A 17,225-nucleotide genomic window follows, 5' to 3' on the forward strand; every position below is an offset into this window, starting at 1 on the left:
GCGATCAGGGAGCCGGCTGTCCGGGAGACGAGTGGTCACGGCGCCCGAGAGGCGGCTCAGCCCCTGCCCAGCGCGGCGCGGAACGACTCCGGCAGCACCACGTTCTCCCCCGCTCCCGCGAAGAAACCCGCCACCTGCTCCGGCCGGTATCCGGCGATCCCGCAGCCGACCTCGGTCACGAGGAACCGCAACTCCGGATGATCGGCCGCGAAAGCGACGAAACGCCGCGCCTGGTCCTCGAACACGGCCAGCCCCGACATCGTGTCGATGCCGTACGACTGGCCCTGCAGCCCCTCGGACTGGCCCCACACGGCACCGAAACGGTCGAGGGCGAACCGCGCGGCGCCGCCCCCGTGCGCGCCGGAGGCGTTGGATCCGAAGACGAAGACTTCGCCGGGCTCGAGACGAGTGATGTGCATGGCGTCACGCTACGCAGATCGGGCGCGCCGTCGAGGGGGTTGTGGGGCAGTGTCACACAGCCGACACACAGGTGTGGTACGAATGGCGCGTGGTCGCCCGAGACCACGGAACGCTCGTCGCAGGGGTGCGGCGGGCGCGGCGCGTGCCGTTATGGGGGGAAACATGACCACGTCTTTCCGTGCGCGTGCACGACGATACGTCTCGAGCGCCGTGGCGCTGACTCTGGCGGTGTCGCTGAGCCTGGCGGTCGCCCCCGCCGCGACGGCGGCGCAGCCGACGCCCACGCCCGCGCCGACATCGGTGTCGAGCCCGAGTCCGACGCCGACCGGCTCGAAGGCGGCATCCCCGAGCCCGACGGCGGCGCCGTCCGCGACCCCGACGAAAACGGCCGCACCGACGCCCACGCCGACGAACACGGCGGTCGCCACGCCCAGCCCGACGAAGACGGCGACCCCGACGCCCACGCCGACGAAGACACCTACGCCGACGAAGACACCCACGCCGACGCCGACCCCGACCCCGACCGCTCCGCAGCTCATGTCGATCGCCGGTCGCATCTCGGCGCCCAGTGGCTCGACACTGCCCACGACCGGGATCGTCGTCCGGGCTTTCCCTGCCAACGACCCGTGGCGCGAGGCCGCCTCCACGACCGCGGCGTCGACGGGCAAGTACACGCTCAGCGGTCTGCCCGCGGGATCGTACGTTCTGCAGGTCGACACGGATCCCGGCACGGGTCTCCTCGACGAGTGGTACAACGACAAGTCGGACCGGTACTCCGCCGACAGAGTGTCCCTCGTCGCCGGGGTGAACAAGACCGGGGTCAATGTGACCCTCGCCAAGGCGGCATCCATCTCGGGTCTTGTGACCGTTCCGGCCGGCACGCCCGGAGGCGCGAGCAGTGTCTTCGTGGCCGCCTATGACGCGTCCCGCAGCTGGGTCGGGTCGGCGAACGTCGACGAAGACGGCACCTACACGATCGGATCGCTGCCGGCAGGGCCGATCGCGCTCCAGTTCACCGCGACGTCCGACAGCGGTCTCCTCGACGAATGGTTCGACGATAAGCGGGACTTCGCCTCCGCCGACGCGATCACGCTCGCACCGGGAGAGAAGCGCACAGGGGTGGATGCCGGCCTCGCCAAGGGTGCCACCATCAGCGGGCGGGTGTCCGTCCCCTCCGGAGTCACGATCGCGGACTGGACGATCCGCGTCACCGCCGTCAGCGCCGATGGGGACTGGGTGAAGAGCGCCTACGTCGCATCCGACGGAACGTACCGACTCTCCGGTCTGGATGCCGGGGACTACCGGCTGCAGTTCGACGCCGACTCGACGACGGGGCTGCTGGACGAGTGGTACAACAACGCGACCGGGTTCGACACCGCGAGGGTCGTGACCGTCGCGGCGGGCGCCGCACGCGCCGGGGTGAACGTGACACTCGCCCGTGGAGCGTCGATCTCCGGCCGACTGTCGGTGCCCGCAGGCTCCTCGCCCACCGACGTCACCGTGCAGGTCTCCGACGCGACGCAGGAAACGGTCGGCTTCGCGAACGTCGCCTCCGACGGCACCTACTCCGTCCGGGGTCTGCCGAGTGGGAGCCTGCGGGTCCACTTCACGGCGATGTCCCCGTCAACGTTGCAGTCGGAATGGTGGGATGACAAGCCGGACTTCGCCTCCGCCACGCCCGTCGTGCTGACCGCGGCGCAGGCACGCACCGGCGTCGACGCGACTCTCGCGCCGGGCGCATCGATCTCGGGCAGAATCACGGCACCCGCGGGATACGCGGTCGCGGGCGGGTCCGTCGAGGTTCACACGTCGGAGTTCGGCCCATCGGTGTGGGGGAACATCGCCGCCGACGGCTCGTACTCCGTCACCGGTCTGCCCGCGGGGACGTATCGAGTCGAATTCCGGCCGCCGTGGAACTCCGCACTTCTGCCGGAGTGGTACGACGACGCGTCCCGGTACGCCGACGCCTCCCCCATCACCCTGACGACGGGACAGACCCGCGCCGGCGTCGACGCCGCGTTCGCGCTCGGGGGGACGATCACCGGCACGGTGACGGTTCCCGCCGGCACTCCGCGTGGATCGAACGGAACCACCCTGCGGGTCTCCGCATCCCTCGACTCGGGCGGATCGGGAGGCTACTTCTCCGCCGAGGTCGCTCCCGACGGTTCCTACGCGCTGCGCGGTCTCCCGGCGGGACAGTATCGCGTCTCCTTCCAGTCGCCCGACGCATGGGGGCTCATCGACGAGTACTACGACGATGCGACCGGCTACTACGACGCGACGCTCGTGCCGGTGGCATCGGGTCAAACGGTGTCGGGTGTCAACGCGGCGCTGGCCGCCGGGGGAAGTATCTCGGGACGCGTGACCCTTCCGTCCGGCGTCAAGGTCGACTCGATGCAGTACCGCGTCACCGCCTACGGGCCGCAGATGAGCTACGTGGACTCCGTCGGGATCAATTCCGACGGGACCTACGCCCTTCGAGGACTTCCCGCGGGGACGTACCGACTCGAATTCTCCACACCGCCCGACTCCGTCGTCTTGCCCGAGTGGTACACCGACAAGTCCCAGTTCTGGTCCGCGGACTCCCTCACGCTCTCGGCGGGGCAATCCCTGGTGAACGTCGATGCCGTCCTGGACAAGGCCGGTGCGATCAAGGGCTTCGTGCGCGACGCCGCGGGCGCGGCGGTCGCGGACGCGCAGGTGAGTCTCTACGCGCGTTCCGGCACGGTCTGGGAGTGGCAGGCGTCTGTCATCGCGGACAGCACCGGAGCCTACGTGTTCACGGGGCTGGGCCCGGCGACGTACACCCTCGAGTTCACTCCGCCGGCGGGCTCGGCCGTGCTCCCGGAGTGGTGGAACGACTCACCCGATCAGGGCACCGCGACCGGCATCGGTCTGACCGCGGGTCAGGTGCGGGGCTCCCTCGTGGCCACGCTGGCGACGGGCGGAACGGTCACGGGCGCGGTGCGCTCCGCCGACGGTTCGCCCCTCGCCGATGCCGAGATCCGCGTGAGCAGTCGCGCGGGCCTCGCTCTCGCGTCCGGGCGGACCGATGCGGCCGGTGCGTATGTCGTCGCGGGCCTGCCTGCCGGGGACGCCGCCGTGGCCGTGGTCACCTCGGCCGGCCAGACCTTCGCGAACGGCGCTACCTCGCTGGTCTCGGCGTCGTTCCAGGCCGTCGTGCCCGGTCGGTCGACGACGGTCGACATCGCGCTCGGCGGGCGATCGATCACCGGTGTCATCAGCGCGGCCGACACCGGTGCCCCCCTCGCAGGCGGCACAGTCACGCTGTACTCCGCGACGGGCGCGATCGGCGCGGAGGCCACCATCGGCAAGACGGGCGCCTACGCGTTCCGCAACGTGCCCCGGGGCACGTACGCGGTGCTCATCCGCCCGGCGAGCGAAGCCTACGCTCCGACGTGGTCCGACGGCGCGTCCTCGTCCGCCGACGCCGACTACTTCTCCATGAGCACCTCCTCGCTGAAGAAGAACTTCTCGGTCCTGCGTGCCGGGAGCATCACGGGGAAGGCCACGTCCGCACAGCAGTGGGGACTCACTCTCGAGCTCTGGCAGTTCACGGCCGGCACCTGGACGTGGATCGACTCGAGCTGGAGTCAGAACGGCACGGCTTTCACCTTCGCAGGCCTCGCCCCCGGGGTGTACGCGGTGACGGCGTTCTCCGAGCACAGAGGCGACCCGGAGGCGGCGCCACGGATCGATGTCGGCGCCGGGGCGACGGTCGACGTGGGCACCGTGACCAACGTCCCCGCCGCCGCCGGCATCCTCAGCGGGACGGTCGCCGGGATCACGGCGGCATCCAACGTCCGGGTCCTCGCCACGGCAGCGGATGGGAAGAGCTACTCCGCGGACGTCCAGCGCAAGATCGACAAGACCTTCGCGTACTCATTCCCGGCGCTGCCGAGCGGCTCGTACACGGTCCGCGTCACCTCGCCCGCGGCCCCGGTCGCCTGGTACGGCGGCAGCGACGCCGCATCCGCGCGAAGGGTGGTGGTGACCACCGGGGGGACGACGACGGCGAGCGTGACCGTCGCCGCGGGAACGGCCAGCCTCGTCGGCACGATCACCGGCCCCGGAGGCGCAGGAGTCGCGGGCACCTCGGTCTCGCTCGTCGAGGTCGGTGCCACCGGGGACTCCGTCGACAGCAGATACATGGTCACCGGCGCCGACGGGCGGTATGCGTTCCCATCGATGCTCGTCCCCGGACATTCGTATCGCGTCAGCGCGAGCGGGCCCACCGGGATGGTCGATGCCCGCCTCGTGGCCCGCGCAGGTTCGCAGACCCAGGATCTGGTCTTCGCGGCAGGCGCGCGCGTGAAGGGAACGGTCGTGGATGCCGTGAGCGGCGCCGTCGTGGCGGGGGCGCCGGTGCGCGTCGTCCGTGACGGTGATACCGGAAGCTACGACGGTTTTCCCACGGTCACGGATTCGAAGGGCCGCTACGACATCCCGAACCTCCCGAGCGGGACCTATCGCGTCCAGGTGGGGGCGTGGGGTGACAGCGGCTCCGCCCCGAGTGGTGCGGGCGCCGCGTACGGTCCCGAGTGGATCGACGATGCCGTGACGCAGAGTGCGGCGAAGCCGCTGGTGCTCTCCGCCGGGGCGGTGGTCACCGCTCCCACGACGCGGCTGTCCGCGGGCGGCGTGCTCACCGGACGGGTACGTGCCCCGGTCGCCGGCGGAGGGTACGCGTGGGTGACCGATGCCCACGTGACGGTGAAGAGCGTCACCGGTGAGACGGTCCTCTCCGGTGACGCGAGCCCGTCGGGCTCACCCGGCGCGTTCTCCCTCGTGCTCGCACCGGGGACGTATCGCCTGTGTGCTTCGGTTCCCGACGGGGGACCGGGTCACGCCCGGTTCACCGAGGTCTGCAACAGTTCGACGGTCACGGTGGTGGCGGGCGCGACGACGCCGAGCACGACGGTGACTCTGACGGAACGGAAAGGCTGAGCCCGCCACCCCGAGGACCGCGTGTCTCCGACATCCGTCGAGGGCCGCGGTCCCGGGGGGATCGCCACGACGACGTACGCTCGGAACGGTGATCGCCTGGGTGAGCCGGTGGCAGGTCCCCGTCTACCTCGGGGCGATGTTGGTGGGCGCCGCCGGAGGCCTGCTCGCTCCGAGCACCTCCGCGATCTCGGAGGCACTCGTCACGCCCGCGTTGATCGTTCTGCTGTTCGCGACATTCCTCGCGGTGCCGTTCGCGACGATCCGACGCGCACTCCGCGATGTGAGGTTCCTCGCGGCCGTCCTGGTCGTGAACTTCCTCCTGGTGCCGATCCTCGTCTTCGGGCTGTCGCGCTTCGTCGCCCACGACCAGGCCCTCCTCGTGGGGGTCCTGCTGGTCCTTCTCACCCCGTGCATCGACTACGTCGTGGTCTTCACACGCCTGGCGGGCGGCGACGCCTCCCGACTGCTCGCTGCGTCACCGGTTCTCATGCTCGCGCAGATCGCGCTGCTGCCCGTCTACCTCGCACTCTTCGCCGGGCCGGACGTCCTCGGGATGGTCGATGCCGGACCTTTCGTCGCCGCGTTCCTCCTCTTCATCGCGCTGCCGATCAGCCTGGCGGCCGTGACGCAGGCGTTCGCACGACGGTTCGCCCCGGTGCGCGTGGTCGAACGGACGATGGATGCCGCCATGGTCCCGCTGCTCGCCGTCACGCTGGCCGTCATCGTCGGAGCGCAGATCGACACCATCCGCACTCACGCCGCGCAGCTGATCGGCGTCGTGCCGATCTACGTCGCGTTCCTCTGCGCTGCGCCGGTGCTCGGCATCCTGATCGCCCGGGTGTTCCGGCAGGATGTCGCCACGTCCCGTGCGACGGTGTTCTCCGGCTCGACGCGCAACTCGCTCGTGGTCCTGCCCCTCGCCTTGGCCTTGCCGGAGCCGCTCCGGCTCGCTTCCGCGGTGGTCGTGACGCAGACCCTCGTCGAGTTGGTCGGCATGGTCGTGCTCGTGCAGGTCGTCCCGCGGCTGATCCGACCGGCCTGAGCGGAGTTCCGACCTGCGCCTGGGGCAACGGACATGTGACCGTCATCTGGCTGGGTTATCGTGGCGGCCGACGAGAGGGGCTCCGTGGCGCGATCGGTGAAGGCGAGGCGAACCGTGGTCATCCTCGTCGTGGTCGCTCTGGTGGCGATCTCGGCGACCGCGGTGCTGCTGGTCCTGCGGTCCAATCCGGGACCCCTGTCGGTGACCAGCCCTTCGCTGCTGTTCTCCTCGGCATCCGATGTCCGTATCGTGCTCGGGAACTCCCACGGTGCCGTGACGTGGACGCTGCACTCCCGCTCCGGTGCGGAGATCGCGAGCGGCGAGGAGCCCGGAGGGCCCGGTGCGACGATCGCGCCCCCGGTGCCTTCCGACGGCTTCTACAGCCTTGAGCTCGCCGACGACCGCGACACCCTCGATGTGAATCTCCTGGTCAATCCGACACCTGAGAGGACCGACCGGTTCTTCTCCGTCGCGACCCACTGGGGCAAGTCGTCCTTCGCCGCCGATACCTGGCCCGTCGATGCCACGGCATCCCTGTTGAGCGGACTCGGCTTCCGTGAGGTGCGCGACGAGACGTCGTGGATGAGCGTCGAGCGGGTGCGCGGCGAGTTGGTGATCCCGGCCCACGCGGCGGATCTGTACACCGTGACCCAGGACAACGGCATGAAGATGCTGTTCGTCGCCGGGTACGGGAACCCCGTGGCCTACCCGGAGGACATGAAGGAGACTCTGTCGCCGCCGACCACACCCGAAGGGCGTCAGGGGTACGTCGACTACATCAACGCCGTCCTGGACGCCGACCCCCAGATCGACAAGGTCGAGGTGTGGAACGAGTTCAATCGCCCGCAGCGCAACACGAGCGAGTGCCAGAGCGGCGGCTGTTACGCCACGCTGGTGAAGGCCGTGTACAAGGGGGTCAAGGCCCGTCACCCGCACGTCCAGATCGTCGCCGGGAACACGTCCGGCACTCCCCTGCCGTGGTTCAGCGCCTTCATCGACGCCGGCGGGCTGCGGTACAGCGACATGCTGTCCACGCACGGCTACGCCCGCGACCTCGACACGACGATGGCCGACGTCACCGCCCTGGACGCCCTCGTCAAGAAGCGCAACGGCGGTGTCTCCAAGCCGATCATCGTGAGCGAGATCGGTGTCTCCAACACTACGTCGACAGCCCGAAGCGGAAACATCGCGCGGGTCCAGACCGAGGAACAGGCCGCGACCGCCCTGGTGAAGATCTTCGTCGGACTCCGGGCCGAGTCGGCGGTGGCACAGACCGTCTGGTACGACGGCGTCGACGACGGAACCCGTCCGGACGAAACCGAGGACAACTTCGGCCTGTTCCGCCAACCGACCGACACGGTCACGGCATTCCAGCCGAAGCAGAGCGCGGCCGCCGCCGGCTACTTGATGCGGCAACTCCAGGGCTACCGATTCGACTCGCGCCAGTCGCTCGGATCGGATGTCTGGATGTACACGTTCGTCGACGCGAACGGCGCCCAACGCCGGATCCTGTGGCGCGATGCGCCCTACGCGGACACCGACACGGGACCCGCGACCGTCGCCGTCACCGTCCGGTCCGGATACCGCACGACGATGTCCTCGGTGACGGGCGAGGCGATGGATTCGCAACTGGCGCCGGGGACGTCGCGGATCTCGGTCGGCACCGAGCCGGTTTACCTCGATGAGGCGGCCCCGGCGTCCTGAGGGGTCAGGTCGCGGAGCGAGGTCGAGCGCTCAGTCGCCGCGCACGGCGCTCGCGTGCCGTTCGACGTGGGCGAGGTACGTCTGCGCGTTGCGGAGGATGCCGGCCCGCTCCTCGGGCGTCAGTGCGCGCCGGACCTTGGCGGGGACCCCGGCGACGAGCGATCCCTCCGGGACCACCGTGCCCTCGAGGACGACCGCTCCCCCGGCGACGAGGCATCCGGGTCCGATCTCGGCGCCCGAGAGCACGACGCTCCCCATGCCGATGAGCGAACCGTCGCCGATCGTGCAGCCGTGGACGACGGCGTTGTGGCCCACCGACACGTCGGCTCCGATCGTCACCGGACGCCCGCGATCGACGTGCACCGAGACGTTGTCCTGCAGGTTGCTCCGCGGTCCGAGCGAGATCGCGGCGCTGTCGCCGCGCACGACGGCGTTGTACCAGACGCTCGACCCCTCGCTCAGGGTGACCGCGCCGATCACGCGGGCCCCGGATGCCACGAACGCCGTCGCATGCACCTCCGGCGCCGCATCGGGAAGGGCGAGGACCGTGGCATCCGGAGCGATCGTCATGCGCCGACACTATCGCGCGGGTGAGGTGAGGATTGCCTTTCCACCAGGGATTTAGCCGAGCCTCATCTTGCTTGCGGAATGTTCGGGCGTGAGTAGCGTTGGTGTCATCACGACTTCGGTACAACACTCAGGAGACCTCATGAGCACCGTTCAGACGCCCGCCGCCACCACCGTCGACTCGACCATGGCCTCCAGCACCGCGCAGTTCCTCTCGCCGATCGTCCTCGGCCTCGAAGCCCTCGTCGTCAACGGCAAGCAGGCGCACTGGCACGTCCGCGGCGCCAACTTCATCGGCGTGCACGAGCTCCTCGACACCGTCGTCGCCCACGCGCAGGACTGGGCCGACCTCGCCGCCGAGCGGATCGTCGCCCTCGGCCTGCCGATCGACTCGCGTCTGTCGACCGTCGCCGCCAAGGCGAAGGAGACCGCCGTCCCGGCCGGCTTCGCGCAGTCCGACGTCGTCATCCGCGCGGTGATCGCCGACATCGACGCCGTCCTCGTCGACATCCAGACCGCCATCGACGGCCTCGACGAGACCGACCTGTCGAGCCAGGACGTCGCGATCGAGATCAAGCGCGGCCTCGACAAGGACCGCTGGTTCCTCTTCGCGCACCTCGCGGCCTGAGCCGAGGTTTCCGAAGGGGGCGGCGCTTCGGCGTCGCCCCCTTTTTCTGTTGCGTGAGTCGCCAGGATTTGTCGCCTCCACGCGCGGTCAAGCGACAAATCGTGGCGACTCACGCACACGCGCACCCGCCCCGGGGGCACGCGGGCGGTTCAGGACGCGTGCGTGATGCGACCGGCGAGGAGCGTCGTGCGGACGGGCATCGCGCGCAGGGCGAGCTCGTCGGCGGTGCGCGGATCGGCGTCCACGATCACCAGGTCCGCGCGGGCGCCGGGTGCGATCTCAGCCGGGGCCGTCGAGCCGCCGGCGGTGGATGCCGCGATCGCGGTGTCGATGTCGACCCTCTGATGCGGCTGCCACGCGTCACGCCCGTCGCGCGTGCGGAACACCGCCGACGCGATCGCGCCCCACGGGTCGAGCGGCGCGACCGGAGCGTCCGAGCCGAAGAGGAGGTTCGCGCCGCTGTCGGCCAGGGCCCGCAGCGGGTAGGGCTGCGCGGACTGCCCGGCCCAGACGGCATCCGTCATGTCGCGATCGTCGAGGGCGTGCTCGGGCTGCACGCTCGCGGACACGCCGAGTCGAGCGAACCGCGGGATGTCGGCGTGGGCCACGAGCTGGGCGTGCTCGATCGTGCCGACCGCCCCGGTCAGGGCGTAGGCATCGAGGGCGTGGGCGTTCGCGACGTCGCCGATCGCGTGGATCGCGCATTCCAGACCCGCCGCGGTCGCCCGGGTCATCAGCTCCACGAGCTCGTCGGGCGGGATCGTGAGGAGCCCGTGGTTGTCGACGTCGCCCGGGTAGTGGTGGGCGCAGGCGGCGGTCCGCGTTCCGAGCGAGCCGTCGGTGATGGCCTTGAGCGGACCCACGCGCACCAGGTCGTCCGCCGCGCCGCGCACGGGGTCGCCGGTGCCCAGGCCCTCCGCGATCGCTCGATCGAGGTGCTGCGGGTAGGTGCCGTACGACACCCGCAGCGTGTCGAAGCCGCGCGCGACGCGGCGCTGCCACGGCTCGTCGTTCCAGGTCATGTCGAGGTCGACGAGGCCGACGAGTCCGCATGCGGCCGCGGCGCGCGCCATCCGCTCGACGGCGCGATCCCCGACCTCGGCGTCGACCGCGTTGATCCGTCGGGAGATCTCGAACGCGTCCTCTTCGCGCAGGACCCCGGATGCCGAGGGCTCGAAGCCTTCGCGCCGGAAGGCTGCGGAGTTCAGCCAGACGCTGTGCACGTCGGCATTGACGAGGTACGTCGGGACCTCGCCTGTGGCGGCATCCAGGAGTTCGAGGGTCGGTTCGTCGGGCCAGAGACCGTCGCGGAAGCCCACACCGACGCGGCGGCCGCCCTCGCCCGCCGGCGCTGCGGCCATGATCGACGCCGCCTCGCGCGCCGACCCCGCCTCGCCGAGCGCGACGCGGTCGGCTGTGAGCGCCCACTGCAGAACATGCACGTGGTGGTCCCACAGCCCGGGGAGCAGCCAGCCGCCGTCTCCGTCCACGACGAGGCCGCGCGGGCGGAGGTTCCCCGTCGGCGCGATGTCGACGATGCGGCCGCCCACGAGCACGAGATCGACGGGTTCATCCGGCGTCGGGAGGAAGTCCCGCCCCGGGCCGGCGACCCGGACGGCCTGCACGAAGGCCGCGGTCTCGCCGATCATGCGCGTCCTGCCGGACGGCGGGCGTCGGCGGCGCGCTGCATCTCAGCGGCCAGCGAGGGGTTCGCGTACGGCCCGTCACCGAGCCCGGCGATGATCGTGTCGACGACCTCCGCGGGACGGTTCTGGCTCAGCTTCCGCTTGCCCACCACCCGCGTCGCGGTCAGACGGAAACCGACGGTGCCCGCGGCGAGTCGGTCGACGAAGGCGGCGTCGTTCGGCGCACGGTACAGGCCGCGACCGTCCTCCCCCTCGAAACGCTCCACCAGGCGATCGAGCACGCGCAGATTCTCCTCGGGCGTGAGGATCTCCGGGATGCCGCTGAGGTGCGCCGACACGAAGTTCCAGGTCGGCACCGCCGGGCCGTCGCCGTACCAGCGCGGGGTGATGTATCCGTGCGGACCCTGCACGACGACGAGCAACTCGCGGTCGCCGAGACCGAGGATCGCGTCGTCCGGCTTGCCGACGTGTCCCACGATCGTGAGGTCATCACGGCCGTCGTCGAGCAGGACGGCGTAGTGCGAGGCGACCAGGCCGTCGGGGGTCGACGCGACGAGCGTGACCCAGGGATGATGCTCGATCAGGCGTCGGATCTCGCCGACGTCGGTCATCGCGAAACTCGGATTCTGCCGCACCGGATCAGCCTAGAACGCTCACGCCTGGCAGCGCGGGCACCAGTACAGCTTGCGTCCGGCCGCTTCCTCGACGAGCACCGTGGTGCCGCACACCCGGCACGGGAGACCCGCCCGGTGGTACACCCAGTGCCGGTCGTCGCGGTGGGCCATCGCGCGTCGGTACGCCTCGGGGTCGAGGTCGTCCATCGTCATCATCTGCCCGGTCTCGACGCCGATCGCCAGAAGTCGGACCCAGTCGCGCCACATCTCGCGCGCGGTCTCCTCGCGGACGTCGCGGCCGGGCGTGTGCGGGTTCTGCCGGGCACGGAAGAGGATCTCGGCGCGATAGACGTTGCCGATGCCGCTGACCACCGACTGGTCCATGAGCAGCAGCCCGATGGCCGTGGGCTTCCGCCGCACCGTGGCGACGAACCGCTCCTCCCCCTCGGCGACGTCGTCGACGAGCGGGTCGGGGCCGAGCTTGGCGATCGTCGCGGCGACCTCGTCGGGCGTCTGGAGCGCGCACGCGGTGGGCCCGCGCAGGTCGGCGCACGTCGTCTCGGTGAGCAGCCGCAGACGCACCGCACCGACCACGGGCGGCGGCCACTCGGTCTGCTCCTCGAGCCCGGTCGTCTGCTCGGACATGCGCACGCGTGCGCGCCGCGGAGCGCCGATCGAGGTGAGGGAGTTCTCGCCGGCGGCATCCATGATCGGCTCGTCGAGGACGGTGCCGCGCTGGTTCGTGTGCCCCATGCGCCCGTTCGCCGAGGCGATCGTCGCATCGATCGCGACCTCGCCCGAGAAATCCCACGCGCCGTACATGCCGAGGTGCACCCTCAGCCACACGTCGGGGTCGAACCGCAGGAACATCTGTTTGCCGACGGCACGCACCTCGAGCGCGTCACGGCCGTCTATGACCGCGGCTCCTTCGACGAATCGCCCCTGAGGACTGGATGCCGCGACGGCGCGGCCCACGATGTTGCGGTCGAACTGACGGGCGATGCGGTGGACGGAATGCCCTTCGGGCATCAGCCTGCCTCGGGATCGAACGTGTCGCTCGCGTCGAGGACGTCGGGTCGCGCAGCCGCCTCGCGAGGATCGGGCAGCAGGATGCCGTCCTGCTCGTAGGCCGCGAGCTGGGCGATGCGCCGGGCGTGGCGCTCTTCGCCCGAGAACGGGGTCGCGATGAAGCGGTCGATGAACGACGCGGCCTCGTCGAAGGTGTGCTGGCGCGCGCCGATCGCGATCACGTTGGCGTCGTTGTGCTCGCGCGCCACTTCGGCCGTCGCGATACTCCAGACGAGCGCGGCGCGGATCCCGAGCACCTTGTTCGCGGCGATCTGCTCGCCGTTGCCCGAGCCGCCGAAGACCACACCCAGCGTCTCGACGCCGTCGGCCTGATCGCGGACGACCGCCTGGGCCGCGCGGATGCAGAAGGCCGGGTAGTCGTCGAGCGGGTCGTACTCGATGGGGCCGTGATCGACGACCTCGTGACCCCGGGAGGCGAGGTGGTGCTGCAGCTGGGTGGAGAACTCGAGACCGGCGTGATCGGTGCCGATGTGAATGCGCATGCGCCCATCCTAGGGACGGCCGCCGACACCGCGGGCGAGAAGGACGACGCCGCCCGCCCCTCGGCGAGGGACGAGCGGCGTCGAACGGTGTCAGGGCCGCAGACCCGCGGCGACGGGCTTGAACCCGGCGCGGACGTTCTCGCAGCACCCGGGGCGGCACACGTCGTACCAGGGGCCCAGGTCGGTCAGGTGCGGACGTTCCGCCTTCGGCGTGCCCTTCAGACGCTCCTCGACGAGGTCGACGAGTCCGGACACGTACGCGGGGTCGATCCCCGGCGTGGGCGTGCGGACGGCGCGGATGCCGGCCTCCTCGGCCGCCTCCATCGCCTCGGTGTCGAGGTCCCACAGCACTTCCATGTGGTCGCTGACGAAGCCGAGCGGGACGATCACCACGGCCTCGGCACCGCGGCCCGGGAGCTCGGCGATGACGTCGTTCACGTCCGGCTCGAGCCAGGGCTGCGTGGGAGGGCCGGAGCGGGACTGGTACACCAGCTCCCACTCGACGTCGGCGACCGCGGCGGCGACCTCGGCCATCACGAATGCCGCGACGGCCTTGTGCTGCGCCTCGTACGCGCCGCCCTCGCCGAAGTCGACGTCGCGGGGGCCCGAGCGCTCGGCGTCGGCGGTGGGGATCGAGTGGGTCGAGAAGAGCACGCGGATCTTCTCGGGCGCGATGCCGTCCGCGACGTACGCCGACACGGCATCCGTCACTCCTGTGACGAACGTCGACACGAAGCCGGGGTGGTCGAAGAACTGGCGGACCTTGTCGATCGTGACCGTCTCGCCGAGACCGGTGGCCTCGAGGACGCGCGCGTAATCCTCGCGGTACTGCCGGCAGCTCGAGAACGAGCTGTACGCGCTGGTCGCGATCGCGAGCAGCGTCGTGTCGCCGGCTTCGGCCGCCTCGGTGACGGCCTCCTCCAGGTACGGCGACCAGTTGCGGTTGCCCCAGTAGACGGGGAGGTTCAGCCCGCGGCGCGCGATCTCGGCCTCGAGCGCCGCCTTCAACTGGCGGTTGTGCTCGTTGATCGGGCTCACGCCGCCGAAGTGGCGGTAGTGGTGGGCGACCTCTTCCAGTCGCTCATCCGGGATGCCGCGTCCGCGCGTGACGTTGCGGAGGAAGGGGATGACGTCGTCCTGGCCCTCCGGTCCGCCGAATCCGGCGAGGAGGATCGCGTCGTAGGCCACCGGGGTCTCGACCCACCGGGGTCCGGATGCCGCGGCGGGAGACGCGTAGAGGACGGTCTCGGGGGTGCTGTCCGTGTCGGTCGTGCTCACTCCGACATCTTCCCACCTGAGCGATCAGCCCGGCCCGGGGGTATCTCGACACTAGGCTTATACGGTTGTCGTCGGCGCCAGCAGTGCCATCCGCGACGATCCACCCACATCCTCGGGAGAACGCCAGTGCCAGGAGAGAACCTCACCCGCATCGAAGCGCAGGAGCGCCGCGCGATCGTCGACACGCACGGATACGACGTGCGCCTCGACCTGCTGCGCGGCGACGAGGTGTTCGGCTCGGTGACCACCGTCCGGTTCGCCGCGACCGAGGGCGCGTCGACCTTCATCGACCTCATCGCGCGCACCGTCAACTCGGTGACCCTCAACGGCCGGGTCCTCGACCCCGCCGAGGTCTTCGCCGACTCGCGCATCGCGCTCGAGGAACTGGCCGCGGAGAACGAGCTCGTCGTCGACGCCGACTGCGAGTACACCAACACCGGCGAGGGTCTGCACCGCTTCGTCGACCCGGTCGACGGCGAGGTGTACCTCTACTCGCAGTTCGAGGTTCCCGACTCGCGCCGTGTGTTCACCGTCTTCGAGCAGCCCGACCTCAAGGCCGAGTTCACCTTCACGGTGACCGCCCCGGCCGCGTGGAAGGTCGTCTCCAACTCCCCCACCCCCGAGCCGGTCGAGGTGGGCGACGGTGCCGCGGAGTGGCGCTTCCCCGCGACGCCGCGCATCTCCTCGTACATCACGGCCCTCATCGCCGGCCCGTACGAGTCGACGTTCTCCGAGCTCACCAGCGCCGACGGGCGCGTCATCCCGCTCGGCGTGTACGCCCGCAAAAGCCTGTGGCAGTACCTGGATGCCGACTACGTCTTCGACAAGACGCGTCAGGGCTTCGCGTACTTCGAGGAGAAGTTCGGCTTCCCCTACCCCTTCGCCAAGTACGACCAGCTCTTCGTGCCGGAGTTCAACGCGGGCGCGATGGAGAACGCCGGTGCGGTCACGTTCACCGAGACCTACGTCTTCCGCAGCAAGGTCACGGATGCCGTCAAGGAACGTCGCGTCGTGACGATCCTCCACGAGCTGGCGCACATGTGGTTCGGCGACCTCGTGACGATGAAGTGGTGGAACGACCTCTGGCTCAACGAGTCGTTCGCGGAGTGGGCGTCGACGATCGCCACCGCCGAGGCCACCGAGTGGGAGGCCGCCTGGACGACCTTCAACGCGATGGAGAAGACCTGGGCGTACCGCCAGGACCAGCTCCCCTCCACCCACCCCGTCGTCGCCGAGATCAACGACCTCGAAGACGTGCAGGTCAACTTCGACGGCATCACGTACGCCAAGGGCGGGTCGGTGCTCAAGCAGCTCGCCGCCTGGGTGGGCATCGAGCAGTTCTTCGGCGGCGTCGCCGCCTACTTCCAGAAGCACCAGTGGTCGAACACCGAGGTCGGCGATCTGCTCGCCGAGCTCGAGACCACGAGCGGCCGCGACCTGGGCGACTGGGCGAAGAAGTGGCTCGAGACCGCGGGCGTCAACACGCTCTCGCCGCTGATCGAGCAGGACGACCACGGCTCGCTCACGCGGTTCGCGATCGTGCAGACCGCACCGTCGGACTACCCGACGATCCGTCCGCACCGCCTCGGCGTCGGCTTCTACTCGCTCGACAAGTCCGGCCGCCTCGAGCGCGTGCACCGCATCGAGCTCGACGTCGACGGCGACCGCACCGAGGTGCCGCAGCTGCGCGGCATCCGTCGTCCCGACCTGGTGCTGCTGAACGACGACGACCTCGCGTACGCGAAGATCCGCCTCGACGAGCGCTCGCTCGCCACGGCGATCGCACACCTCAAGGACATCGCCGACCCGCTCGCGCGTTCGCTCGTCTGGGGTGCCGCGTGGGACCAGACCCGGGATGCCGAAGCGTCGGCGACCGACTACATCGACCTGGTGCTGCGGAACATCGGTTCCGAGACCGAGTCGACCACGGTCCGCACGACTCTCGCTCAGCTGCAGCTCGCGGCCAACAGCTACGTCGCTCCGGCGACCCGCGCGGCCGCTCGCGAACGCGTCGCGGACGGCCTGTGGGAGCTCGCGCAGGGGGCCGAGGCCGGCAGCGACAGCCAGCTGCAGTTCGTCACGGCGTTCGCCTCGGCCGCGGCCACGCCCGCGCACGTCGAGACGGTCCGGGCCCTGCGCGACGGCGAGACGGTGCTCGACGGACTCGAGATCGACACCGACCTGTCGTGGCAGCTGCTGGTGGCTCTCGCCGCCGGCGGCGCGGTCACCGCGGCCGACATCGACGCGGCCCGCGAGGCCGACAACACCGCCAAGGGCGGGGAGTTCGCAGCGCAGGCCAAGGCGGCGCTGCCCACCCACGAAGCGAAGCAGGAGGCGTGGAGCTCGCTCATCGACCGCTCCGACGCGCCCAACACGATCGTCCGCTCCGCGGCGCTCGGGTTCACGCACCCCGCCACCGTCGGCGTGCTGGCCGACTTCGTCGGACCGTACTTCGACATGCTGCTGCCCGTCTGGGAGAGCCGCAGCTACCAGATCGCGCAGTACCTGATCGTCGGGCTCTACCCCGCCGCTCTCGCGAACACGCAGCTGCGGGATGCCACCCGTGCGTGGCTCTCCGCGCACAAGGACGCAGCCCCCGCGCTGCGCCGTCTCGTGAGTGAGAACCTCGCCGGTGTCGAGCGCGCGCTCGCCGTGCAGGAGCGCGACGCGCAGTAACGCACGCGCCCTCGACGTACGCCCTCTCCCGCTCCGGTGGGAGGGGGCGTACGTCTTCCGATGTACACGGATCACTCGCCGGGGGGACGCGGCATCCGGGGTCTGCTTCCT

General features: G+C 70.4%; 12 protein-coding genes. 5 read left to right on the plus strand and 7 right to left on the minus strand.

Annotation, left to right across the window (positions count from 1 at the left end; all coding sequences use genetic code 11):
- Positions 1-56: 56 nt before the first annotated feature.
- A complete protein-coding gene (locus CSIV_RS11615; RefSeq protein ID WP_077051574.1) occupies positions 57-419 on the minus strand; it encodes an A1S_2505 family phage non-structural protein in 363 nt (120 codons plus the stop codon).
- 163 nt (positions 420-582) lie between these two features.
- Here CSIV_RS11615 and CSIV_RS11625 point away from each other — a divergent pair, with 163 nt between their 5' ends.
- From CSIV_RS11625 to CSIV_RS11635, 3 genes are all read left to right on the plus strand, one after another.
- Entirely contained in the window at positions 583-5,388 is a 4,806-nt protein-coding gene (locus CSIV_RS11625; RefSeq protein ID WP_160897397.1) for a carboxypeptidase regulatory-like domain-containing protein, read from the plus strand.
- A gap of 88 nt (positions 5,389-5,476) precedes the next feature.
- Positions 5,477-6,430, plus strand: a complete 954-nt coding sequence (locus tag CSIV_RS11630; protein ID WP_442922928.1) for an arsenic resistance protein — start codon at positions 5,477-5,479, stop codon at positions 6,428-6,430.
- Between the two features lie 114 nt (positions 6,431-6,544).
- Positions 6,545-8,134 (plus strand): glycosyl hydrolase, encoded by a 1,590-nt coding sequence (locus tag CSIV_RS11635; RefSeq protein WP_139340696.1) that lies wholly within the window; start codon positions 6,545-6,547, stop codon positions 8,132-8,134.
- Between the two features lie 30 nt (positions 8,135-8,164).
- Here CSIV_RS11635 and CSIV_RS11640 read toward each other — a convergent pair whose 3' ends face one another.
- Positions 8,165-8,704: a gamma carbonic anhydrase family protein gene (locus CSIV_RS11640; RefSeq protein ID WP_077051577.1), complete on the minus strand. Its 540-nt coding sequence runs from the start codon at positions 8,702-8,704 to the stop codon at positions 8,165-8,167.
- Between the two features lie 139 nt (positions 8,705-8,843).
- Between CSIV_RS11640 and CSIV_RS11645 the strand changes: the two genes are divergently transcribed.
- Positions 8,844-9,329 carry a Dps family protein gene (locus tag CSIV_RS11645; RefSeq protein WP_063257606.1) on the plus strand — a complete coding sequence of 162 codons (486 nt, stop codon included), beginning with the start codon at positions 8,844-8,846 and terminating at the stop codon, positions 9,327-9,329.
- Between the two features lie 149 nt (positions 9,330-9,478).
- Here CSIV_RS11645 and CSIV_RS11650 read toward each other — a convergent pair whose 3' ends face one another.
- The 5 genes from CSIV_RS11650 to CSIV_RS11670 form a co-directional block, all read right to left on the minus strand.
- Positions 9,479-10,978 (minus strand): amidohydrolase, encoded by a 1,500-nt coding sequence (locus tag CSIV_RS11650; protein WP_077051578.1) that lies wholly within the window; start codon positions 10,976-10,978, stop codon positions 9,479-9,481.
- Positions 10,975-11,610, minus strand: coding sequence for an FMN-binding negative transcriptional regulator (locus tag CSIV_RS11655; protein ID WP_175627606.1), 636 nt, complete (start codon positions 11,608-11,610; stop codon positions 10,975-10,977). Before CSIV_RS11655 ends, CSIV_RS11650 begins: the two co-directional genes overlap by 4 nt.
- An 18-nt stretch (positions 11,611-11,628) precedes the next feature.
- Positions 11,629-12,618: an Fpg/Nei family DNA glycosylase gene (locus CSIV_RS11660; protein ID WP_077051580.1), complete on the minus strand. Its 990-nt coding sequence runs from the start codon at positions 12,616-12,618 to the stop codon at positions 11,629-11,631.
- Entirely contained in the window at positions 12,618-13,160 is a 543-nt protein-coding gene (locus CSIV_RS11665) for a ribose-5-phosphate isomerase (protein ID WP_077051581.1), read from the minus strand. The genes CSIV_RS11660 and CSIV_RS11665 overlap by 1 nt, the downstream gene beginning before the upstream one ends.
- A 90-nt stretch (positions 13,161-13,250) precedes the next feature.
- Entirely contained in the window at positions 13,251-14,438 is a 1,188-nt protein-coding gene (locus CSIV_RS11670; protein WP_077051582.1) for a ferrochelatase, read from the minus strand.
- A 126-nt stretch (positions 14,439-14,564) separates the two neighbouring features.
- Here CSIV_RS11670 and pepN point away from each other — a divergent pair, with 126 nt between their 5' ends.
- On the plus strand, positions 14,565-17,114 hold the full coding sequence (gene pepN, locus CSIV_RS11675) for an aminopeptidase N (protein WP_077051583.1): 2,550 nt from the start codon (positions 14,565-14,567) through the stop codon (positions 17,112-17,114).
- Positions 17,115-17,225: the final 111 nt, after the last annotated feature.

Origin of the sequence: Microbacterium sp. CSI-V, assembly GCF_001984105.1 — a bacterium.
Lineage (GTDB): Bacteria > Actinomycetota > Actinomycetes > Actinomycetales > Microbacteriaceae > Microbacterium.